Source organism: Methanobrevibacter sp., from assembly GCF_017431965.1.
In the GTDB taxonomy this organism is placed as follows: domain Archaea; phylum Methanobacteriota; class Methanobacteria; order Methanobacteriales; family Methanobacteriaceae; genus Methanocatella.
Map to the genome: position 1 here is coordinate 13,098 of NZ_JAFRKB010000011.1, position 21,653 is coordinate 34,750.

Genomic DNA, 21,653 nt, shown 5'->3' on the forward strand with positions numbered 1-21,653 from the left:
ATGGTAGATATACCTGATAAAGATTTATTAGCACCAGGACACAGAGGCTGTGCTGGTTGTGGAGCATCAATTGGTGTAAAATTAGCTCTTAATGCTTTAGGCGAAAACACTGTAGCTATTTCTGCTACAGGTTGTCTTGAAGTTATGACCACACCATACCCTGAATCTTCATGGGAAGTTCCATTTATACACGTTGCTTTTGAAAACTCAGGAGCTGTAGCATCCGGTGTGGAAAGTGCATTAAGAATTCAAGGAAAAGATGATGTAAATGTAGTAGCTTTCGGTGGTGACGGAGGAACTGTAGACATCGGTTTGCAATCCTTATCTGGAGCTATGGAAAGAGGACACAACATGCTTTATATCTGTTACGACAATGAAGCATACATGAACACAGGTATTCAAAGAAGTGGGGCTACACCATACGGTGCAAGTACCACAACTTCCCCAAAAGGAAGCGCAAGTTTCGGAGAAGACAAACCTAAGAAAAACATGCCAATGATTATGGCAGCACACGGAATACCTTATGTGGCTACAGCATCAATCGCATATCCTGAAGATTATGTTAACAAAGTTAAAAAAGCTGCAGAAACCAAAGGTCCTGCATATATCCACTTACAACAACCATGTACCACCGGTTGGGGATACCCATCAGAAAAAACTATTGAAATGGGTAGATTGGCTGTTGAAACTGGATCATGGATTTTATATGAAATTGTTGATGGTAAGTTTGAAATTACCTACAGGCCAGAAGAAAGAAAACCTGTAAAAGAATACTTGGCCCCACAAAAAAGATTCAAACACTTAGATGAAGAACACATTGAAAAAATCCAAAAATATGTCGATGCAGAGTGTAAAGAACTAGGTTTATAGGAGGAAGACAATGGAAAGTATTGTTGTTAATAGCAATTTATGTGACGGATGCCTGAATTGTTCAAATATGTGTGCATCAATCCATAATGCTAGTAGAATAAAAATTATAGAATATGATTCTTCCTTTTATTCCATCGTTTGTCAACATTGTGAAAGTGCACCATGTATAAAAATCTGCCCAACTGAAGCAATTACTGATGAAAAAGTAGATGCTGAAAAATGTATTGGTTGCGGATTATGTGTAATGGTTTGTCCATTTGGTGCAATGACTTTCCAATCAAAAGTTGCTGAAAAATGTGACCTCTGTGCTGACAGAGAAGAAGGACCTGCATGTATCAAAGCATGTACCAAAAGAGCTATTACTGTTGCTGATCCTGAAAAAATCAGAGCTAAAAATCAAGAAAAATATTTGGCCAAAATGGCAGGATTATATGAGCCGGATAGCGGTAAAGGTGGCTTTGTCCATGTAATCACAAGTCAAGCTAGAGCAAGACTTGTTTTAGATGAATAATAAAGAATTATGTTTAAATCAGGAAATTGTACTGAATGTACAACCTGCGGAAGTTGTCAACAAACACCAAATGTTGACACTCCTATTTTATTTTGTATGCATTGCCAACCATCAGATGCGCCATGTTTATCAATTTGTAAGCAAGATGCCTTTGAAGTTTTAGGCGGAGCCATTACATTAAATAGTGAAAAATGCAATAAATGCCTAGACTGTGAAGAAGTCTGCCCCATAGGGATAATAAAAATATACTAACTTTTTTAAAAAAATTTATATCTCTTTAAATCAAAAATAACATTAATTAACTTTTATAAAGGTTTTTATTTTGATTACTAAAGATGTTATTAGAGATGCTGTTTATGAATTATACAAAAAGGCAGTTATCGAATTAGGAGAAGATGTAAAAAAATCACTTGAAGATGCGCTTAAAATTGAAGAACATGAACTTGCAAGGTTAAATATTGAAGCTATCTTAAAAAATATTGAACTTGCAGAAGAAAAGGGAATTCCTATGTGTCAAGATACAGGTCTTCCAGTGGTTTTTGTTAAATTAGGCAATGTTGAAGTTGAAAATCTGCGTGAAGGAATTGAAGAGGGAATAAAAAAAGCAACTACAGATATTCCAATCAGGCCAAATATAGTTGATCCGCTGACACGTGAAAATACAAACATTAACGTTGGAGATTATATTCCTCCAATTGATATTGAACTAATTGATGAGGATTATCTGGAAATTACAATTTTGCCTAAAGGATTCGGTTCAGAAAACAATAATACATTGAAAATGGCCCTTCCTGCTGAAGGAATTGAAGGCATAAAAGAATTTGTCGTTGAATCAGTATTAAATGCCAAAGGTAAACCTTGTCCTCCAACAGTTATAGGTGTTGGAATTGGTGGAACATCAGATTTATGCTTGAAATTAGGTAAAAAGGCATTGCTTGGAAAAGTTGGTGAGAGAAATCCTAATCCAGAACTAGCAAAATTGGAAGAGGAAATCTTAACTGAAATCAATAAATCGGGAATTGGACCAATGGGACTGGGTGGAAAAACCACCGCATTAGATGTGAAAATATTAAAAGCACATACACATACTGCAGGCCTTCCAATAGGAGTCTGTGTCCAATGTTGGGCAGACAGGCATGCTACAACAAGAATCTACGACAATTAGATTGATTTGAATCAATTTTTTCTTTATTTATTTGCAAAAAATCATCTGAAGGCACGTGGAGTGGTTGGCCTTGGAATATTATCATGAAATTCTATAGAAACATCCATAATTTCAACAGAAATATCTCCCATTCTTTCAAACGCCTTAATAACTCTAAACAGATAAATAAAATAATTAGAACGTTCCTTTTCATCAAAAGAATTTTCAGCCATTTGAGTTGCGATTAAATTAATGGCCTTCGCTTGAAGAATGTGAATTGAATCCTCTAACTCCATTAGATCATTCTTTAACTCAGTTTTACCCTCTATAAATGATTTCATAGATAAACGAATCATTTTTTGAGTAGTCTTGTACATCTTTTTTAATTTTTTAAGGATGTTCTCATCAATTTCATAAACATCATTAATTACAAATTTTGCAATATGGCCGCAATAATCACCAATTCTTTCCAGGTCATAGGCAACTTCATTATAAAGCATTGATTTTGAAAATTCGGAATGTTTGTTAATGCTAACTATTGTTTCAACAGATGTTCTAATCTTTTCGACCATATTATTAGTGGCATAGTCCATTTCCAAAGCACGTTTCGCCTTTTCTTCATCGAATTCCAAAACTGCATTAAATGATTCTTCAAGTTGTGAGTGAACATGACCCGCCATATTAATTAACGCTTCATTAAGCAAAATATCTCCAGAAGTGTCCCCCGGAATTTCATAGTCGCTTAAAGAGAGAGTAATTCTTTCATAACTCTTTAAATCAATCATATAAGCTCTTTTAACAGTACCATCTTTAATAAGAGGTTGCAACAATTGTGTAACATATCTACGAGTAATCCCTAATTTTTCAGCAATTTCATCCTGAGTGGAAGGATTTTCATACAAAATAAAATCTAAAATGTCTTTTAGTGTTTTATCTTTTTTACTCATTGTATCATCTTATTTTTTTGTATTCCTCAAGTATATCATTAGATTCGAATTGTATGTTTTCACTAGATTCGTTAATTATAGTCTTTTGTGTATTAGAAACATCATCAATATTGGATTTAAACTTATAAGAAGATTGTTGAGGACGATTTTTCATATTTTTTCCATTGGATTTGACAGCTCTTTTGGATTTGCTATTTTTAACATACCTAGAATTTCGTTTAGCATCGCCAGTTCCATCAGGTTTTTGATAATAGACCTTATGATTGAAAGTTTTTTCATATTTTTTAGACTCATCATTTGACCGTTTAGCAGATAATAGAATTCTAACGATTACAATAGCAAGTAAAACTAATGCAAAAATCGCTATTTCCAAATCAAAATGTATGAATGCACCATCATATATGTCTGTGACGGAATTTCCCAAATCAACTAACCCCCTAGCTAAAAATATTAATCCAACAAGTGCAATAATCCCACCTTGAATTTTATTAACATTTTCTGGCTTTAAAACAAAAGGATATACACTTATAACAAGCAATGCCAATCCTAAAATTCTATATAAATTATTATTCACCAATTGTTGAAGTAAAAGATATAAATTTAAAAAATTGGCAGGCAATATCCCCTGTTCGGCCAATAGTGCCAAAATAAGCATTAATTGAATAATAGCTATTACTATTAGAGGGAAAACGTATGCAATATCCCATTCAAAATTACTTTTCTTAAATGATGCATTAGTTACAGGTTTTTCTAAAGCTTCTGAAAGAGTATTATATAGAACAGATGAAATAACTGAACCGATGACTGTACCTGCAACACCTAAAACTGATGTTAGAATAGCAACGAATGCAGATATGAATCCAACCAATATAATCTTTTTATAATTCATATTTCTCCCTCTAAATTAAACCATGATAAACAAATAATCTTTACTAATTATATTTTTCAAAGTATTTAAACTAATAGTTAAAAAAAAGTTAAGAAATTTAAGAAAAATAGTCAGAGCCTTAGGGGGGATTCGAACCCCCGACTTCCACCTTACCAAGGTGGCGCTCTACCACCTGAGCCACTAAGGCATAATCAAGAATTAAAATAGGTTAAAAATCATAAAATAGTGCAAGGGAAGGGATTCGAACCCTCGAAGGCCTATGCCAAAGGATCTTAAGTCCTTCCCCTTTGGCCGCTCGGGCACCCTTGCATACAATATTGATATTTGGCAACATAGTATATAAATCTTACTATACTAATAAAAAAATCAGAATTTAGCTATTATTAACAAATTATATAAATATTAAGATATTTAAATATTAAATATAATAAACTTTTTAAATCAACTTAAAATGGTGTAATAATTGCAGATTGATATGGAAGAATGCGGAATTTGTGAAGATTGTATCGATGTTTGTATGGAAGAAGCTATCTCAAAAAAAGCTTATACCGTAGTTATCGACAATACAAAATGTGATAACTGTGGTGAATGTGTTGACGTTTGCCCAGTGGGAGCCATTTACGAAGATTAATATGAAAAAATTTACAATCATCGACTATATAATAATAATCTTAGTAATTTGTGCTGTTGTTTTTGCATTCATACACATTACTTCAGATGACTCTGCCAAAATTCAGAAAACTGCATTCGATGCTTCAACAATCAATAAACTACCAGACACATATCTTAATTATTATAAGGACGGATACATTGTAAAGACTACCGTAAATGGATTTAATTCTACAAACGGTGAAGAAGTCTCGATAAACGGTACTGTTAAATGGATCGGAGATGATGGCGGGAACAATGTTAAAATACTTGTTGAATCAAACAACACCACTTATTTAACCGGCTTATATAGACATGTTCCAAATGCAGACATTTACCTTGATAAAATTTCACTGGAAAGTGATGGAAGCACATATCCCAATTTAGTTGAAGTTACATTAAAGCCTAAAAAGGTTACATCATTAGCAGATTTAACAAACAATCTAACTGGCGATTATGAGATTTCAACAATGATTTCACTAGATTCCATGGATGCAATAAAAATGCAAGAAGTGATGAACAACCTTAATGAAAATGGTAAAAGATTAAGTGTTAAAGCTTCAAATAACAATTTTGAAAATCAAATAGATATTGAAAAAGCAAGTAAAGCCAATATAGATGATGTAAATTCAATTCTAGGGAATATCGACGGAATTACTCAGGAAATTACAATCAGAATATATGATTGCAGCGACAGTCAGCTAAACCAAATTAAGGATAATTTTGATGTTATAAATATTAGAAAGTTCTAAGTTGTGTAATTTATGAGCATGATTTATTCAAGTTTGACTTCTATTATAAATAAGATAAGTGATGAATTTCACAAATCATTTTTATTTTCAACTATTTTTTCGATTTTGGAATTTATAGAAAATCAGTGGGTTAACAGCTATTTTAAAAAATTATATCCCAGTGAAAACTTTTTAGGATTCTTAAATAAAAATTCTATTCTGAAAAATCATGTCTTCAATCCATTAGTTGTCCTTTTCTTGTTTTCAATGTTTCTACTTTTATCCATCAATTCCCCATCCCATAGTTTAGTTGTTACATTACTCATAGGATTTATTGCATTTTTTATAGGATCAACAATACTCCCAAGATATTTTTTAAACAATAAGAGAAGTATACTTCAATTCAAAAGAGAAGATATCTATTCAATCGGATTTTGTCTTTTACTAGTAAGCATTGCATTTTCATTTATAAGCATGGCATCAGTTGGTGGGATTCCGCTTTTAAGACCTTCAATTAGATATTTATTAAAACCAGCACTGACAATGCCCGTATTTTTAATAATTCCTGCAACTTGTTTAATAGCAAGTGTTTATTTAAAAGATTATCAAGATGGAAAAATCACCCGTTCACAAGCAAGGTTCAGATTCATTTTATTGCTGGTTATTGTCTCTGCATTTTTATTGCTTCTAGGTTATAGGACACACATACTTGCAGCATTTCTCATCATAATTATCATAGGTTTCTATGGAAATATTGTTTCTCTTTGGGAAGTTGTAGTTGGTGCATTAATTGGTGTAGGTGCAATTATCGGAATTGGTTATTTTAGGTCACTTGGAGAGTTGACCATAACATCATCCACAAGCCCACTATACACATTACAATCAAGAGCCGACTTTACATTGCATGTTTTAAACTTACTTGATTTTATTGGAGGCAATTTCGGAGTGACCCATGGTCATTTACTGGCTAGCGCAATTCCTGGAAGTGATTTAGGCCCTAGAATGATGGTTGGAAAACTTATCGCGTGGAGAACCGAAGTTACAGTCACCCCTACACTTATAGGGCAGATGGTAGTCGATTTTGGAAGAGTTGGCGTAGCGATTGAAATGTGTCTTTTAGGATTTATTTTAGGTATCGGATTTAAAATAATGAGAAAGACCCAAAATTATTTTTATATTGGAATTTACTCCCTGATTTTAACATACGCAATTTTAGGTATTGAAACAGGAATTTTAGATATTCAAGTATTATTATACTTCGCAATAGCTATTTTTATTTATTTAATATGCATTGTTAAATCAAGAAATTAATGCTTTTTTTAAATATTTTGTATTACTAAAATTCAAAAATAATACTAATTTGTATTACTTTAATAACATTTATATATAGTTATTCCCTTTAAATACTAAATGTCAAGTAATATATGGGAAGTATTATCCATTATACTAAAAAATATTACATAAGACTTGATATTTTAAAAAAATAACCTGAATAAAAGGAAATTAGTAATACCCATTATATAAATTATATGTAAAAAAGTATTACTTTTAAAAAATGGAGGAATGAAAATTGCATATACCTGATGGATTCATCCCAATCTCACAGTGCCTAATATACTATGTAATTTTAATAGTTGCATTGTATTTCTCTGTGAAATGGGCTAGAACAAACCTTGATGAAAAACGTATCCCTCTTTTAGCTGTTTTAGCTGCTGGTATTTTTGCAATCATGTCCATGAATATGCCAATCCCATTTGGTACAAGTGGACACATGGTTGGAGGAGCATTGGTGGCGATTGTATTCCTTGCACCTGAAGCCGCAGTTCTTGTATTTACTGTAGTATTGCTTATCCAAGCATTAATATTTGGTGACGGTGGAATAACCGCTCTTGGAGCAAATGTATTGAATATGGCTATTGTTGGAGGTTTTGTTGGACTTTACACCTTTAAAGGATTGAATGGAATTGTTGGAAAATATCCTGCAGCAGGAATTGCTGCATGGTTAGCTACCGTAATTGCTGCATTCGCATGTGCTATTGAAATGGGAATTGCTGGAACATTCCCAATGAACGTTGGTATCCCTTCCATGGTATTATATCACTTCTTCATTGGAATAATCGAAGCAGTATTAACCGTAATTGTGCTTGCAGCATTAGACAAATTCAGACCAGATCTACTCGCATGGAATGCGAGCGAAGGAGATGCATAATATGGATAAAAAAGATACTTATTTAATTGTAGTAGCAGTCGTCATTTGTATTATCATTAGCTGTCTTTCACCATATATTGCATCTGGTGACCCTGACGGTCTTGAAAAATCAGCAGAAGATTCCGGTGTTCCTGAAGATTTTTCAGTTGAAGAAATCAATGGAATTCCTGAAGCAATTTTCCCTGATTATGCATTTGCAAATGATCCTGATAACCAAGTATTACAAATTGTGGCGCTGGTTATAGGAGCAATAATAACTTTAGCTTTAGGATATGCCGTAGCTGAAGTTGTAAGAAGTAGAAATTAAACTTTTTAATTTCTACAACTTTTTTTAAATAATAATTGAAATTGATTAAAATTAACATAAGCAAATAATAATATACTCTTAATTTTTAATATTATACTAGTGAAAAACAATGGCAGATATAACACAAATAATGAGATTTGATGATTTGGCATCAAAAAATAGCCCAATTCATAATTTAGAAGGTAGAATAAAGCTAATTTCAACAATATTCATAATATTAGTTTGTGTTGTATCAAAAGAACTTTTTATCCCATTAATGCTGGAATTGATGCTGCTGATTATACTTAAAGTAGCTAACTTATCATATGTCGATTCCATTAAACGATTATTAATGTTGCTTCCTTTTGGTGGAGCAATCATCATATTTCAACCGTTCATTCAACCGGGAAACATAATCTGGAGTTACTCTTGGATACATATTACTGATTTTGGACTTAATTGGGCCATATTATTATTGGTTCGGTTAATAGTATGCTTAACCGCAATCATCATTTACTCTTCCACAACCCCATTACAGGAAATGGCCAGTTCATTTAGAAAGTTAAAAATGCCAAGAGATTTAGCAATGATTTTATCAATCATGGTGAGATTTTTATTTTTATTTGTTGATGAACTTGCAGCTATCCGAAAAAGTCAGAAATCAAGAAATTTTAACATTCACGGGAACAATACTCCCTACAAATGGAGAGTGAAACAAGTTGGATATACTATCGGAATGATGTTTTTAAAAGCATATGAACAAGGAGAGAGAGTTCATAAAAGTATGGTGAGCCGAGGATTTTCCGATGCCTCAGAAATGTTTAACGAAAAAAAATCACCGGAAAAAAGCGATTATATCTTCTTAATTTCAATCATAATCTTTGTGATTTTATTAGAAATCATTATATTCAAATATTCCGGAAAATTGGGTTACTTTGGTCAAAATCTTTCAATTAATTAAGGTGTTAAAATGGCAGATATTCATTTAGAGACAAAAAATTTATCTTACACTTATCATGATGGAACGCAGGCTTTAAAAAATGTAAATATACAGATTAATAAAGGAGAAAAAATAGCTATTATGGGCCCCAATGGTGCAGGTAAATCAACATTATTCTCTCATTTTAATGGATTGACAGAACCTACATCCGGCCATGTTGAAATAGAAGGCAAAAAAATTATTTTTGAGCGAGATGAACTTCTTAAAGTAAGGCAAAAAGTAGGGATTGTATTTCAAGATCCAAATGACCAGTTATTTGCACCAACCGTTAAGGAAGATGTTGCCTTTGGACCGATGAATCTAGGTCTTGAATATGATGAAGTGGAAAAAAGAATAAAAGAATCTCTTGAACTGGTTGGAATGAGTGGCTTTGAAGATAAAACCCCACACCATTTAAGTGGAGGTCAGCAAAAAAGAGTGGCTATTGCAGGAATTATAGCCATGAGACCTGAAATCATGATTTTGGATGAACCAACCGCTGGCCTTGACCCTGAAGGAGTTGACAAAGTATTAAATATTTTAAACAATTTGAATAAAGAAGGAATGAGCATTGTCATATCTTCTCATGACATAGAAATGGTTAATCAATTTGCAGATAAAATTTTTGTTTTATATAATGGTGAAATAATTGCTCAAGGAAACAAACACCAGATTTTTTCAAATAAGGAATTGCTAAAAAAAGCTCATTTAAAAGCACCTATTACAACTGAAATATTGTATCGATTAAAAGAAAATGGATTAAATGTTGATACTGAGAAAATAAGTATATCAGAAACAGTTGAAGAAATATTAAAAGCGACTAAAAACTAATTAGTAGCTTTTTTTCTATTTTTAAGTTTATCTTTAAGTTTAATTATAAACTCAAATTCATCATCCAGCTCTGGAGAATTAGCAAACCCGCAATTTGGACAATGTATGCTGTTACAACCATGTTTTCCGCAGCTGGAACATCCACGGTTTTCTAAAGTAGTCTCATCAAACTCGAAACCACACATACGACATTTCATAATAACACCGTTGATAAAATTAGTATAAAAAAAATAAATGAAAAAATTGAAGTTATTCTACTTCAATATTTTCAGCTTCTTCTTTACGAAGACAAACATCATATCCTTTGACACTCATTTCTATTGGGTCGCCTAAAGTAGCTACTTTTTTAACTGTAATTTTAGCCCCTTTAACAAAACCCATACCTAATAAATGTCTTCTTAAATCCACATCCCCAGATTCGTGGTATTTAACTAATGTTACTGTTTCACCAGGTTTTGCATCTTTTAATGTTTTCATATTATCACCAAATAAATGAATAATATAATAATTTTTAGGCATACTAAAAATTCGTTATCCTATATTATGTAATTTCAAATATATAAATATTTAGTTATGACTAAAAAATATTAATGATAATTAGAAAGATCCAACCATCATTAATTTTTTTGAATTATTTATGCATATTGCTTTTAATTTATCCGAATCCTGCGAGTAAACCAACGTTGTAAATCAGGAAGGATACAACATACGCTGTTACCAATGTAATAGCACACATTGTTAATGCCCATTTATAACTGTTAGTCTCTTGTTTGATTGCACCAATTGCCGCAAAACATGGAGTGTACAACAATGTAAATGCCATGAATGAGAATGCAGATAATGGAGTGAAAGTATCATGGACCAAACTAGTGATTCCATCTTCGTCATCCTCTTCCATTCCGGCAAGAGTACCGAAAGTAGCCACTACAACTTCTTTAGCAGCCAAACCAGCAATAATCGCAACAGCAGCTTGCCAAGTTCCAAATCCTAATGGGGCAAATATCGGAGCGATTACACTACCAATCATACCCAATACACTTTCAGCAGAACCGTATTCTACACCTAACGGGAAGATACTTAAAGCCCATAATACGATGGAACAGGCAAGAATAATAGTACCTGCTTTTCTTAAGAATCCTTTTACTTTTTCCCAAGTGTGTAATAATACACCTTTTACGGACGGTACCTTATATGTTGGAAGTTCCATAACAAATGGAGCTGACATTCCTTTAAACATTGTTCTTTTAAGAATAGCTGCAACAATGAGAGCTACAACAATACCCAACACATAAATTGAAAGTAAAGCTAAACCTTCATTTGCAGTGAAGAATGCCGCAATGAAAATAGCATAAATCGGCAATCTTGCAGTACAGGACATGAATGGAACAAGCATCATAGCAAGCATACGGTCAGATTCATTTTCCATAGTCCTTGTTGCCATTATAGCTGGCACACCACAACCAAATCCTAAAATCATAGGAATGAAAGCTTTTCCGTGAAGCCCAACTAATTTGTGCATGATTTTATCCAATGTAAATGCTGCTCTTGCCAAGTAACCGCAATCTTCTAATATACTTAAGAACAAGAACATCAAAATAATAATCGGCAAGAAAGTAAGAACACCACCTACTCCTCCAATAATACCGTCACAGATTAATGAAGCCAAATATTCATTTGCAATAAATCCGCCGACCCATTCACCTAACATTCCAAATGCTTCATCAATCAAGTCTTGGAATGGAGCACCAAGAGTGTAGGTAAATTGGAACATCGCATACATAATAACAAGGAAAATAGGAATAGCTAAAATCCTATTAGTTACAATTTTATCAATCTTATCAGTAGTAGTTTCTTTTTCAACAGCAGGTTTTTTAACTGCTTCAGCCATCAAACCATCAATAAATGCATATCTCGCATTAGCTACAACTTCTTCTGCACCTTCATTATAAATATCATGAAGATGGCCTGCCACTTTATCAGTTTTAGACAATATGGCAGAACTTTGAGAAGAGTTTTTAACTTTTTCTGTAACAATTGAGTCTCTTTCCAATAATTTAATTGCTGTCCAAACGGAAGGAACATCCAATAAATTATTGTCTGTTTCTATTAATTCCTGTAACTCACCTAAGTGTTCTCTTAATTCATCACCATAGGATAATTTTGCACTTGAATCAATAGGATTTTTAGATGCATTTTCAACAGCAGCCAATAAATCATCAAAACCTTCTTTTGTTTTTGCATTAACTTCCACAACTGGGAAACCTAAAAGTTCACTCATCAAATCAATATCAATGATATGATCTTTTTTCTTTGCAAAATCATTCATGTTAAGTGCCATTACTAAATTAGCACCCAACTCCATCATTTGAACTGTCAAATATAAGTTACGTTCTAGATTAGCAGCATCAACCACATTTATAATTACATCAGAATCATCATCAACAATAAAATCTCTTGAGACGATTTCTTCCATAGAATGAGCACTTAATGCATAGTTACCTGGCAAATCAACAACATCATAATCATAACTGTTATGTGAAAAATGACCTTCTGCTCTTTCAACAGTTTTTCCAGGCCAGTTCCCTACATGTTGGCGCATACCAGTTAATTGGTTGAATAGAGTAGTTTTACCCACATTGGGGTTTCCTGCTAATCCTACAATTAATTCTGTCATCAACCATTCTCCTTTGATTACTTTTAGTAAATAGCATTTAAATGCTATTTACTCACTAAAAAAATTATTTTTAGTTTAAGCATATACCTCATGAATTTTAGGTCAACCTAAACTTAGTTTACTATTGAACTTCATCGTATATAAATATTTAGGCAGTCCTAAAAAATAGAAAGATTTATATATCACCATAAATAATGTTGTAAACAAGTGATGTAATTTAGGCATACCTAAATTTGTGAATAATTACATTACTTAAGACAAAACATACATTGTCGAAAAACAATACAATCTCCAAAATTAATCAAATATTAAATTAGCTTTTCACAATTTTCTAATTTAATATTGCGGAAAATTATCTGCCAAATTTTCCAAAAACACGATTGGTGTTTAATTTCCTCCATAACATTAAACACCAATACTATTATCTTTTTTTAAAAAAAATATGTAAACTCCTATACTATAATATCCATAGCCTAATTTTAGTAATTTAAGCTATTCTATTGCTATACAAATCCAACAAACAACCCCACATTATAAATCAGGAAAGAAACGACATACGCAGTCACCAATGAGATTGCACATATAATCAAAGGCCATTTCAATGAGTTGGTTTCCTGCTTGATTGTAGCAAGTGTTGCAAAACACGGAATATACAAAAGTGAAAATACCATAAAAGAATATGAAGATAATGGTGTGAATGAGTCATGCAACAAAGTATTGGTTCCATCATCCCCTTCAAGACTTCCCAATGATGCAAATGTACCTACAATGACTTCTTTAGCAATAATTCCCGCAAGAATAGCCACAGCCGCTTGCCAAGTTCCAAAACCTAAAGGAGCAAAGATTGGAGAAATTGCAGTACCAATCATGCCCAAATAACTTTCCTGTGAAGCTGAAACAACACCCAATGGAAGGTTACTTAAAATCCAAATGATAATTACTCCTAATAATATGACCGTACCCGCCTTTCTGAGAAATCCTTTGACTTTCTCCCATGTATGCAACAGAACACCTCTTAAAGATGGAATCTTATATGATGGAAGTTCCATTACAAACGGAGCAGACATTCCCTTAAACAGGGTTCTTTTAAGAATAGCAGCAACAATCAATGCAAGGGCAATTCCCACCAAATAAATTGAAAACATTATTATAGCCTGATTTTCTGTGAAAAATGCTGAAATAAACAATGTATAAATTGGAATTCTTGAAGTGCATGACATGAACGGTATGAGCATCATTGCAAGCAAACGATCTGATTCGTTTTCCATAGTCCTTGTTGCCATTACCGCAGGAACACTGCATCCAAACCCTAAAATCATTGGAATAATTGCCTTACCATGAAGCCCAACAAATTTATGCATGATAATATCCAACGTGAATGCGGCCCTTGCCAAATATCCGCTGTCTTCTAGAATGCTTAAAAACAAGAACATAAGCATGATTTGCGGTAAAAATGAAATAACACCTCCAACACCACCAATGACGCCGCCCGCAATGAATGAAGACAAATATCCTTCACCAAACATATTTATAACATATGTTGCCAATAAATCAAAAAAGCCCGAAATGAGATCGCAGAACGGAGTGGCAATTGTAAAAGTTAAACTGAATAATAAAAACATTATGCCGAAAAATATAAACGGAGCTAGAATCCGATTTGTTACAATCTTATCGATTTTATCTGAAGTTGTTTCCTTTTCAACAGCAGGCTTTTCGACAGCTTCAGCAACCAAACCATCGATAAAAGCATATCTTGCATTTGCAACAACTTCGTCAGCACCTTCACCATAAATGTCATGAAGGTGACTTGACACTTTATCTATTTCAATCAAAATTTCAGAACTTTTTTTTGACTTTTGAACTTTTTTAATTACAATTGAGTCTTTTTCTAGCAATTTTACCGCAGTCCAAATAGAAGGGACATCCAATAAGTCTTTATCCTGTTCAATGATGTTTTGGATATCGCCAAGATGTTCCTTTAATTCATTTCCATAAGCTAATTTTTTACTTGAGTCAATCGGATTTGCAGATTGTTTTTCGACTGTTTTCAATAATTCTTCAAAACCCTCTTTTGTTTTTGCATTAATTTCAATTACTGGAAAACCTAAAAGTTCACTCATTACATCAATATTGATAATGTAATCTTTTTTCCTTGCAAAATCATTCATATTAAGTGCCATTACTAAATTAGCACCCAACTCCATCATTTGAAGTGTTAAATACAAATTACGTTCCAAATTGGCTGCATCCACTACATTGATAATTACATCAGAGCTATCATCAACTATGAAATCCCTTGAAACAATCTCTTCAATAGAATGGGCGCTCAATCCATAATTTCCCGGCAAATCGACAATATGATAATCATAATTTCCATGAGAAAAATAACCCTCTGCCCTTTCAACAGTTTTTCCAGGCCAGTTTCCAACATGCTGATGCATCCCAGTCAATTTATTGAAAACAGTAGTTTTCCCCACATTAGGATTTCCTGCCAATCCCACTATCAATTCTGCCATTAATAATACTCCAATAATTAATTCAATATCCTTTGAGCGGCATTTGTATACTAAAAAATAGTTTAATTCCAGCCAAATGGATTAGGTAAACCTAAACTTAAATAATAATTGGATTTTATATTATATAAAATTTAATAATTAAATCCAATTACAATAATTTTCTATAGATAAAATATTTTTTTAGGGCCCTTCGCCATCATAGGTATAAGGGTCATCATAAAGCTCTTCATCCCAATAATTGTATTCTAGATAATCATCCATTTGCTGATTCAATCCCCAATTGTTATTATCATAATATGTGTATGGATCAAATGAATTTCCCATATAAGAGACTATTATAGAACCTCTGAATTCAGCAGAATTATATTTTGAATCACCGTCAAACTTAACATGTACATCATATATTCCTTGGTTAAACTTTAATGCATGAAGTTTATTATAAGACTTATAAGCCCATTTATAATTGCCGTTCTGATCTGTGATGTTGTAATGGATTGTTCCTTTGCTTTTAATTTCTTTTCCATTACTGTCGAAAAGTTTTATTATGATAAATGCTCCTTCGGATTTAACCTTAATCTGAACATCCTTTTTAGCAGAAACGGGGCTAGACAATAACAGAAACATGAATAAAACTACTAATAAGATGATGATTTTTTTGTTCATAATAATAATGTGTACATATTGTTATTAATAGTTTTATGTTAATTGTTGTATAAAACAACATTTAAATACATTAATTACAAATATAAAAGATAGGTGATTTGATGATAGAATATGAAGATATTATGAAGGATTCCCCTTATTTAATCTGTTATCTAATTTCATTAACAAAAACACATGATTTTTACATTAACAAGCACATTAAAAGCGAAACAGAAATATTGCCAAGCCAGTATTATATGTTAATGTTCCTATACCATGAAATGGGAACAAACCAATCCGACATTGCAAAAGCTTGTTTAATGGACAGAAGCGGAGTTTCAAGAGCATTCAAAGATTTTGAAGAAAAAGGATTGATTACCAGAGAGATTAATGAGAATAACAAAAGGGCATACAAAATAAAATTAACCGAAAAGGGAATTAAAACCGCCCAGTTTCTAGAAAAAAAGGAAAAAGAATGGGACGACATGATTCGTGAAGAATTAAACATTCCTGAAGAGGAATTATTCGAACTTTTATCAAAAACATCCTTAAAGTCATTAGAATTCAATAGGAAAAACTTTTAATCATCTTCATTTCAAGATACACTCACATCATCATATCACAAACCCAATCACCAAACAATTGAAAGAATTTAGATTTTTTTATTAAAAACAATTTAATATAATTGAGTAAATTACTTGAATAGAGCATAATATTCATTTATTACTTCAACAAAGTTTAAATTATAGTTTAGATAATTAATAGCTATGATAGAATTAGTTATTGCTTGTTTTGTTGGCATATTAATTGGAACATCCACAGGAATGATACCTGGAATACATGTTAATACAGCAGGAGCAATTTTATTTGCATCATCAAGTTTTTTATTGACCTTTTTATCTCCAGAATTTCTTTGTGTCTTAATGGTTGCAATGTCAGTGGCTCACGCATTAATCGAATTTGTACCATCAATGCTTTTAGGAGTTCCACAAGAAGGAACAGCCACATCAATACTTCCAGGACACAGAATGGTTTTGCAAGGCCGCTCAAAAGAAGTCATTAGAATAGTTTCGGTTGGTGGTTTTGGAGCAATTTTAGTTACAATATTGATGCTTCCAGTTTTTGCAATTACACTTCCAATATTGCATGATTTAACCAAACCGTTTACTTGGATGATTCTGCTGATTGCATCCCTTTATTTAACGTATAACCTAACAAACTCTTTTAGAGACTTTTTATGGTCCCTGCTCCTTTTTGCTCTATCAGGACTTTTAGGTTGGATAATATTTCAAACCCCCATTTCATCAGGAATATCCTTAATGTGTACCTTTTCAGGCCTTTTTGGAATCAGTACAATATTATTCAGTTTAAATGACTCTTCAACAATTCCCCATCAAAATAAATTTTATGATTTGAATTTGGATTTGAATAAATTTAAAAGCATTTTTGCAGGAGGAATCACCGGAGCGATTTTAGGTTTTCTTCCAGGTTTCGGACCCGCACAGGGAACAGTTATAGCACAAGCTGCAAGTGGAACCAGTGATAATGATGATGACGATACAGTTAATTTCTTACTTGCTACATCTGGACTGAACGTTTCAGATTGTCTTTTTTCCTTAATTGCAATTTACATCATCGGAAATCCTCGAAGCGGAATAGCTGTTTACATGTCATACTTAATTTCTGAAATGACAATTAATCATTTGATAATTTTCATTTTCACATCATTGATTGCTGTTTCAGTTTCATTGGTATTGTCATTAAAATTAGGCGATTCTTTTTCTAGATTAATGGGGGGTGTTGATTATAAGAAATTATCGATTGGAGTCATTCTACTTCAAATTCTGATACTTTATATCTTTATTTTTTATTATCAGGCCCCCATTTTGTATATGACACTAGCCTTGATTACCTCTACTGCAATGGGAATGCTGCCCCACTATATCGGTGTCGGCAAGTCTCATTTAATGGGAATTTTAATCATTCCGGCCATCGTCATTTACATGCAAATGTTTATGTAGGTGAACTTTATGGAAACATTATTAAATGAATTTAAGGAATATGAAAAACTATCAGAAAATGATACAAAACCTCTTAAGCACAACAGCAATATTACCATTGATTTTAAAACAAAAGATTAAATTTGAAAAAAAAGAATTATTTAAAAATATTAACAATACCCCGACCAAAGTTATCATGAATTTGAAGGTGTCGATTTTATTGGCCGTAATTTCGCACAAGAATACTTAAATCAAAAACATTGCATCATTTAAAATAATTGAAAAAAATATGAGCGAAGATGTTGAAAAAATGTTTCAGATAATTTTAAAATTAAATAATTAATCATAGTTAGATAATAACCACATTATCTGCTATTTTTTCTGCTTTTTCTTTTATTTTTGATATATCTGCTCCCGGAAATGCATCAAGAACGCACAAGTCAGCTTTTTCAATGTTTAAATCTTCAAATGATTCATTGAAAATCTCAAAATTTTCTCTTATTTCATTAATTTCCAAGTTATTTTCCAATGCTTCAATCATTTCCGGATTAATATCATTAAAGATTACCTTTCCAAATCCATATTTAATCAGATATATTCCAATAGCCCCCAATCCACACATTGCATCAACAGCTATTCCTTTATTCACATCATTATTTTTCAGGTAATTGTGCAGCTGAACCAATTTTTGCTCGGTTGTCATTGCAACTTCAATGTGGTGTCGTGACTGGTTTTTAACTAGGATAATCTTATCGCCAATCAGTGTTCTCATGACATTGATCTGAGTATCGTCACCTTCAAGAATTTCAAAATGATTTATACCAGAATCCTTATCGAATACCCCGACAGTATCCTGAGGACTTCCATTTAGCACGCATGCAACTTCTGAAACTTCATCAAATAACCTTTTTGCAACTTCATGATTAAAATCTGAATGCAACAATATCAAACTTTTTTTGGATAAAAACTGTGGATTTAAGCTACTGTAGTAAAATTTAGATAAGGGAACCGGTGAATTGCGTCTGAGTGTTGCACCCTCTTTAACAATTCCCTCTTCAATCATTATCTTTAAAATATGCGCCATTACAACATCGATTGGTCTTTTTCCACAGGAACATCTATTAAAATCATCGTCTAATTTTTCAAAATCAACATAATCCTTTATGGGCGAGAACTTTTTAATTTGAATATCCTGACAGTTTTCGCATTCCTGAATAGCTTCAATTTTTTCATCCAAATCATTTTTACTTATCATGATAGCACATCACATTTGACTTATTTGCTATTTATTGTTTGAAGTTAGTAATTATGATTTGCAAAGTAATAAAAAGTATATTAATTAGTATTACTAACTTTAAAAATATAGTAAAAAACAATCAGAAGGTTTTAAAATGGAAATAAAACACTATAGAATAAATAATAATCAATTACCGCAATATAAAGTTGTTAAACAAAATTATTCCCCCAAGGAAAAAGTGCTTTTGGATGAAATTCGCGAAAGTTTAGTTGATTTGGCCATATCTTCCGGAGAAAATTTTCAATTGAATGAAGATAAGCTTCTAAATGACATCAAGATATTCATATTTAACAAGTTTCACAGCGAAAATCAAAATGAAAGCATCACCAATGAATATCTAGACAAGTTGTCACGAAAGCTTCTCAGAGACATTACCGGATATGGAAAAATCGACTCATTAATTCAAGATGACGACCTTGAAGAAATCATGATAATCGGCATAAACAAACCGATATTCGTTTATCACAGAAAACATGGCATGATGAAAACAGACATAGAATATTCTGATGAACAGGAACTCATTGAGTTGATTGATTCAATGGCAAGAGAAATAAACCGAAGAATTGACCAGGAATCGCCGATTCTAGATGGAAGATTGAATGACGGATCAAGAATCAATGCGACAATTGCACCCGTTTCTGCAGACGGCCCTTCACTTACAATTCGTAAATTTAAAAAAGATCCATTAACCATCATAGATTTGATTAATTCAAAAACCATTTCTTTAGAGTTGGCTGCATTCTTTTGGTTGTGTTTTGATGGATTGGGCGTTAAATCAGCAAATGCTATAATATCCGGAGGAACAAGTTCTGGAAAAACAACCACATTAAATGCACTTTCGGCGTTTATTCCACCTACCGAAAGAATCATTACAATAGAAGACACATTGGAGCTTCAAATACCACACGAACATGTAATACGGATGGAAACAAGGCCCCCTAATGTTGAAAATAAGGGGGAATTGACAATGAACGATTTGGTTAAAAATTCATTAAGGCAACGCCCGGACAGGATTATCGTTGGAGAAGTTAGGGCTGAAGAAGCTATAACCCTCTTTACTGCACTCAATACAGGACATTCCGGATTTGGAACACTGCATTCAAACAGTGCAAGAGAAACAATAACCAGATTAACAACAAAACCCATGTCTGTGCCAAAAATAATGATTCAGGCCATTGATTTTATAATCATGCAAAATAGAATTTACACTTCATCCGGCGTTTCATACAGAAGAATCAGTGAAGTCGCAGAAGTTGTAGGTAGTGAAGAAGGAGTCATTCAACTAAATAAGATCTTTCAATGGAATCCCGAAACGGACAATATAGAAAATATCAGTGTTTCAAGTAAAACATTGACTCAAATAGCTAATTTAAGCGGAACATCATTGTATGAAATTAACAAAGAAATTGAAAACAGGGAAGCTGTTTTGAAGCATATGGTCAATCACAACATTCATTCAGTAAATGAGGTTAATGCCGTTTTAGAACTATATAATGCCAATCCCGAAAAAGTACTGAATAGAATCCAATTAAACAGGTGATATTATTTTAAAAAAATTTTTTATTGCAATTGGAGGCTTATTTTTATTTTTGATAAATTCATTAAAGGAATTATCCTTAAAAGATATCAAACTTAAAAATGAAAAACAAAAAGACAATGCGAATTCCAATTTATTTTCAAAAATTGATTCTGAAAATGAAAAGACAATCCCTCAAAAGGAAAATGAAAAGTTTATAAAAATTAGAAATGACCTAATGAACTATTTGTTTGATAAAAGAGTTATTTTAATTCTAATCGTAACCGTTATCCTAATCGGTTATTTTGTAGCATTGGAAATCAGTGGAATTTATTTGGTATGTATTTCGATGGTTTACATCCTTGTTTTTTATTACCCTCAGATGAAGGAGAAAAATAGCTATTCAGATTTAAATCAAGAACTTCCCTATGCCTTAAGGCATATGGGCATCGAGTTAAAATCAGGAAAGGGGCTTCATGATACATTAATAACCATAAAAAATGGAGGCTACGGTTCATTATCAAGTGAATTCAATAGGGTTCTTGAAGAGGTAAAATATGGAAAATCTATAGAAGAATCCCTTCTGGAAATGTCTCATCGCGTTAAATCTGAAGGTCTTAACCGTACAGTCCATCAGATTATCGGCACTTTAAGGGTTGGCGGGAATCTTGCAAACAGTCTAGAGATTATTGCAAACGACATCTCTTTTGAAACACACATTAAGCTGAAAGAATATTCTCAAAGATTAAACTCTTTTATACTAATTTATACATTCATAGCCATCCTCGCCCCAGTAATTATATTAATTATGTTAATGGCTGGCTCCACGGTCATGGGAGACATAATATCTGGAAATCTATTGCTGATAATCTATGGCCTATTCTTTCCATTAGTTGTGATATTTATGGGAATGGCTATTAAAAAATTAGAACCTAACGTATAGCTTTAAAAAAAAAGAAAAAA

General features: G+C 32.5%; 23 protein-coding genes and 2 tRNA genes. 15 read left to right on the forward strand and 10 right to left on the reverse strand.

Annotated features, from left to right (window positions below; genetic code table 11):
* The 4 genes from porB (at window position 1) to IJI93_RS01260 (ending at window position 2,546) form a co-directional block, all read left to right on the forward strand.
* Entirely contained in the window at window positions 1-870 is an 870-nt protein-coding gene (gene porB, locus IJI93_RS01245) for a pyruvate synthase subunit PorB (RefSeq protein WP_292818740.1), read from the forward strand.
* 10 nt (window positions 871-880) lie between these two features.
* Window positions 881-1,381: a 4Fe-4S dicluster domain-containing protein gene (locus IJI93_RS01250; protein ID WP_292818743.1), complete on the forward strand. Its 501-nt coding sequence runs from the start codon at window positions 881-883 to the stop codon at window positions 1,379-1,381.
* Between the two features lie 9 nt (window positions 1,382-1,390).
* Window positions 1,391-1,633 carry a 4Fe-4S binding protein gene (locus IJI93_RS01255; protein WP_292818746.1) on the forward strand — a complete coding sequence of 81 codons (243 nt, stop codon included), beginning with the start codon at window positions 1,391-1,393 and terminating at the stop codon, window positions 1,631-1,633.
* 70 nt (window positions 1,634-1,703) lie between these two features.
* The gene (locus tag IJI93_RS01260) at window positions 1,704-2,546 is read left to right on the forward strand and encodes a fumarate hydratase (protein ID WP_292818749.1); all 843 of its coding nucleotides are present in this window, start codon (window positions 1,704-1,706) and stop codon (window positions 2,544-2,546) included.
* 41 nt (window positions 2,547-2,587) lie between these two features.
* Here IJI93_RS01260 and IJI93_RS01265 read toward each other — a convergent pair whose 3' ends face one another.
* The 4 genes from IJI93_RS01265 to IJI93_RS01280 form a co-directional block, all read right to left on the reverse strand.
* Window positions 2,588-3,472, reverse strand: a complete 885-nt coding sequence (locus IJI93_RS01265) for a PhoU domain-containing protein (protein WP_292818752.1) — start codon at window positions 3,470-3,472, stop codon at window positions 2,588-2,590.
* Window positions 3,473-3,476: 4 nt separating this feature from the next.
* Entirely contained in the window at window positions 3,477-4,361 is an 885-nt protein-coding gene (locus IJI93_RS01270) for a hypothetical protein (protein ID WP_292818755.1), read from the reverse strand.
* A gap of 114 nt (window positions 4,362-4,475) precedes the next feature.
* A tRNA-Thr gene (locus tag IJI93_RS01275) sits at window positions 4,476-4,548 on the reverse strand.
* 39 nt (window positions 4,549-4,587) lie between these two features.
* Window positions 4,588-4,670: transfer RNA gene (locus IJI93_RS01280), tRNA-Leu, on the reverse strand.
* 154 nt (window positions 4,671-4,824) lie between these two features.
* On the opposite strand from IJI93_RS01280, the gene IJI93_RS01285 reads away from it, so the two are divergent.
* The 7 genes from IJI93_RS01285 to IJI93_RS01315 all read left to right on the forward strand — a co-directional run bounded on the left by IJI93_RS01285 (window position 4,825) and on the right by IJI93_RS01315 (window position 10,045).
* Entirely contained in the window at window positions 4,825-4,992 is a 168-nt protein-coding gene (locus tag IJI93_RS01285) for a 4Fe-4S dicluster domain-containing protein (RefSeq protein WP_292818757.1), read from the forward strand.
* Between the two features lies 1 nt (window position 4,993).
* Window positions 4,994-5,761 (forward strand): adhesin, encoded by a 768-nt coding sequence (locus tag IJI93_RS01290; RefSeq protein ID WP_292818760.1) that lies wholly within the window; start codon window positions 4,994-4,996, stop codon window positions 5,759-5,761.
* 12 nt (window positions 5,762-5,773) lie between these two features.
* Window positions 5,774-7,051: an oligosaccharide repeat unit polymerase family protein gene (locus IJI93_RS01295; RefSeq protein WP_366513265.1), complete on the forward strand. Its 1,278-nt coding sequence runs from the start codon at window positions 5,774-5,776 to the stop codon at window positions 7,049-7,051.
* Between the two features lie 259 nt (window positions 7,052-7,310).
* Complete coding sequence (gene cbiM / locus IJI93_RS01300) at window positions 7,311-7,949, forward strand: cobalt transporter CbiM (protein WP_292818766.1); 639 nt, start codon at window positions 7,311-7,313, stop codon at window positions 7,947-7,949.
* 1 nt (window position 7,950) lies between these two features.
* Window positions 7,951-8,256: a PDGLE domain-containing protein gene (locus IJI93_RS01305; protein ID WP_292818769.1), complete on the forward strand. Its 306-nt coding sequence runs from the start codon at window positions 7,951-7,953 to the stop codon at window positions 8,254-8,256.
* A 109-nt stretch (window positions 8,257-8,365) separates the two neighbouring features.
* Complete coding sequence (gene cbiQ / locus IJI93_RS01310; RefSeq protein ID WP_292818772.1) at window positions 8,366-9,196, forward strand: cobalt ECF transporter T component CbiQ; 831 nt, start codon at window positions 8,366-8,368, stop codon at window positions 9,194-9,196.
* A gap of 9 nt (window positions 9,197-9,205) precedes the next feature.
* Window positions 9,206-10,045, forward strand: coding sequence for an ATP-binding cassette domain-containing protein (locus IJI93_RS01315; protein ID WP_292818775.1), 840 nt, complete (start codon window positions 9,206-9,208; stop codon window positions 10,043-10,045).
* On the opposite strand, the gene IJI93_RS01320 is transcribed toward IJI93_RS01315, so the two are convergent.
* The 5 genes from IJI93_RS01320 to IJI93_RS01340 all read right to left on the reverse strand — a co-directional run bounded on the left by IJI93_RS01320 (window position 10,042) and on the right by IJI93_RS01340 (window position 15,898).
* Window positions 10,042-10,242 (reverse strand): hypothetical protein, encoded by a 201-nt coding sequence (locus IJI93_RS01320; RefSeq protein ID WP_292818782.1) that lies wholly within the window; start codon window positions 10,240-10,242, stop codon window positions 10,042-10,044. The two genes, IJI93_RS01315 and IJI93_RS01320, sit on opposite strands and share 4 nt — an antisense overlap.
* A gap of 52 nt (window positions 10,243-10,294) precedes the next feature.
* Window positions 10,295-10,522 (reverse strand): FeoA family protein, encoded by a 228-nt coding sequence (locus IJI93_RS01325; protein ID WP_292818785.1) that lies wholly within the window; start codon window positions 10,520-10,522, stop codon window positions 10,295-10,297.
* Window positions 10,523-10,700: 178 nt separating this feature from the next.
* On the reverse strand, window positions 10,701-12,719 hold the full coding sequence (gene feoB, locus IJI93_RS01330) for a ferrous iron transport protein B (protein ID WP_292818788.1): 2,019 nt from the start codon (window positions 12,717-12,719) through the stop codon (window positions 10,701-10,703).
* Window positions 12,720-13,222: 503 nt separating this feature from the next.
* A complete protein-coding gene (gene feoB, locus IJI93_RS01335; RefSeq protein ID WP_292818791.1) occupies window positions 13,223-15,235 on the reverse strand; it encodes a ferrous iron transport protein B in 2,013 nt (670 codons plus the stop codon).
* A gap of 180 nt (window positions 15,236-15,415) precedes the next feature.
* Window positions 15,416-15,898 carry a hypothetical protein gene (locus tag IJI93_RS01340; RefSeq protein WP_292818794.1) on the reverse strand — a complete coding sequence of 161 codons (483 nt, stop codon included), beginning with the start codon at window positions 15,896-15,898 and terminating at the stop codon, window positions 15,416-15,418.
* A gap of 101 nt (window positions 15,899-15,999) precedes the next feature.
* Here IJI93_RS01340 and IJI93_RS01345 point away from each other — a divergent pair, with 101 nt between their 5' ends.
* Both IJI93_RS01345 and IJI93_RS01350 read left to right on the forward strand, forming a co-directional pair.
* Entirely contained in the window at window positions 16,000-16,461 is a 462-nt protein-coding gene (locus IJI93_RS01345) for a MarR family winged helix-turn-helix transcriptional regulator (protein WP_292818797.1), read from the forward strand.
* A 183-nt stretch (window positions 16,462-16,644) separates the two neighbouring features.
* Window positions 16,645-17,898, forward strand: a complete 1,254-nt coding sequence (locus IJI93_RS01350; protein WP_292818800.1) for a tripartite tricarboxylate transporter permease — start codon at window positions 16,645-16,647, stop codon at window positions 17,896-17,898.
* A gap of 328 nt (window positions 17,899-18,226) precedes the next feature.
* On the opposite strand, the gene IJI93_RS01355 is transcribed toward IJI93_RS01350, so the two are convergent.
* Window positions 18,227-19,132 (reverse strand): SAM-dependent methyltransferase, encoded by a 906-nt coding sequence (locus IJI93_RS01355; protein ID WP_292818803.1) that lies wholly within the window; start codon window positions 19,130-19,132, stop codon window positions 18,227-18,229.
* A 136-nt stretch (window positions 19,133-19,268) separates the two neighbouring features.
* Between IJI93_RS01355 and IJI93_RS01360 the strand changes: the two genes are divergently transcribed.
* Window positions 19,269-20,714 (forward strand): CpaF family protein, encoded by a 1,446-nt coding sequence (locus IJI93_RS01360; RefSeq protein ID WP_292818805.1) that lies wholly within the window; start codon window positions 19,269-19,271, stop codon window positions 20,712-20,714.
* A 49-nt stretch (window positions 20,715-20,763) separates the two neighbouring features.
* A complete protein-coding gene (locus tag IJI93_RS01365; RefSeq protein WP_292818807.1) occupies window positions 20,764-21,633 on the forward strand; it encodes a type II secretion system F family protein in 870 nt (289 codons plus the stop codon).
* Window positions 21,634-21,653: the final 20 nt, after the last annotated feature.

Bases quoted from the DNA above. Each gene is read 5' to 3' on its own strand.
- IJI93_RS01305 (WP_292818769.1), top strand. From the start codon at position 7,951: ATGGATAAAAAAGATACTTATTTAATTGTAGTAGCAGTCGTCATTTGT.
- IJI93_RS01355 (WP_292818803.1), bottom strand. From the start codon at position 19,132: ATGATAAGTAAAAATGATTTGGATGAAAAAATTGAAGCTATTCAGGAA.
- IJI93_RS01270 (WP_292818755.1), bottom strand. From the start codon at position 4,361: ATGAATTATAAAAAGATTATATTGGTTGGATTCATATCTGCATTCGTT.
- IJI93_RS01350 (WP_292818800.1), top strand. From the start codon at position 16,645: ATGATAGAATTAGTTATTGCTTGTTTTGTTGGCATATTAATTGGAACA.
- IJI93_RS01290 (WP_292818760.1), top strand. From the start codon at position 4,994: ATGAAAAAATTTACAATCATCGACTATATAATAATAATCTTAGTAATT.
- IJI93_RS01325 (WP_292818785.1), bottom strand. From the start codon at position 10,522: ATGAAAACATTAAAAGATGCAAAACCTGGTGAAACAGTAACATTAGTT.
- IJI93_RS01315 (WP_292818775.1), top strand. From the start codon at position 9,206: ATGGCAGATATTCATTTAGAGACAAAAAATTTATCTTACACTTATCAT.
- IJI93_RS01265 (WP_292818752.1), bottom strand. From the start codon at position 3,472: ATGAGTAAAAAAGATAAAACACTAAAAGACATTTTAGATTTTATTTTG.
- IJI93_RS01320 (WP_292818782.1), bottom strand. From the start codon at position 10,242: ATGAAATGTCGTATGTGTGGTTTCGAGTTTGATGAGACTACTTTAGAA.
- IJI93_RS01340 (WP_292818794.1), bottom strand. From the start codon at position 15,898: ATGAACAAAAAAATCATCATCTTATTAGTAGTTTTATTCATGTTTCTG.
- IJI93_RS01360 (WP_292818805.1), top strand. From the start codon at position 19,269: ATGGAAATAAAACACTATAGAATAAATAATAATCAATTACCGCAATAT.
- IJI93_RS01345 (WP_292818797.1), top strand. From the start codon at position 16,000: ATGATAGAATATGAAGATATTATGAAGGATTCCCCTTATTTAATCTGT.
- feoB (WP_292818788.1), bottom strand. From the start codon at position 12,719: ATGACAGAATTAATTGTAGGATTAGCAGGAAACCCCAATGTGGGTAAA.
- feoB (WP_292818791.1), bottom strand. From the start codon at position 15,235: ATGGCAGAATTGATAGTGGGATTGGCAGGAAATCCTAATGTGGGGAAA.
- IJI93_RS01295 (WP_366513265.1), top strand. From the start codon at position 5,774: ATGAGCATGATTTATTCAAGTTTGACTTCTATTATAAATAAGATAAGT.
- cbiQ (WP_292818772.1), top strand. From the start codon at position 8,366: ATGGCAGATATAACACAAATAATGAGATTTGATGATTTGGCATCAAAA.
- IJI93_RS01250 (WP_292818743.1), top strand. From the start codon at position 881: ATGGAAAGTATTGTTGTTAATAGCAATTTATGTGACGGATGCCTGAAT.
- porB (WP_292818740.1), top strand. From the start codon at position 1: ATGGTAGATATACCTGATAAAGATTTATTAGCACCAGGACACAGAGGC.
- IJI93_RS01255 (WP_292818746.1), top strand. From the start codon at position 1,391: ATGTTTAAATCAGGAAATTGTACTGAATGTACAACCTGCGGAAGTTGT.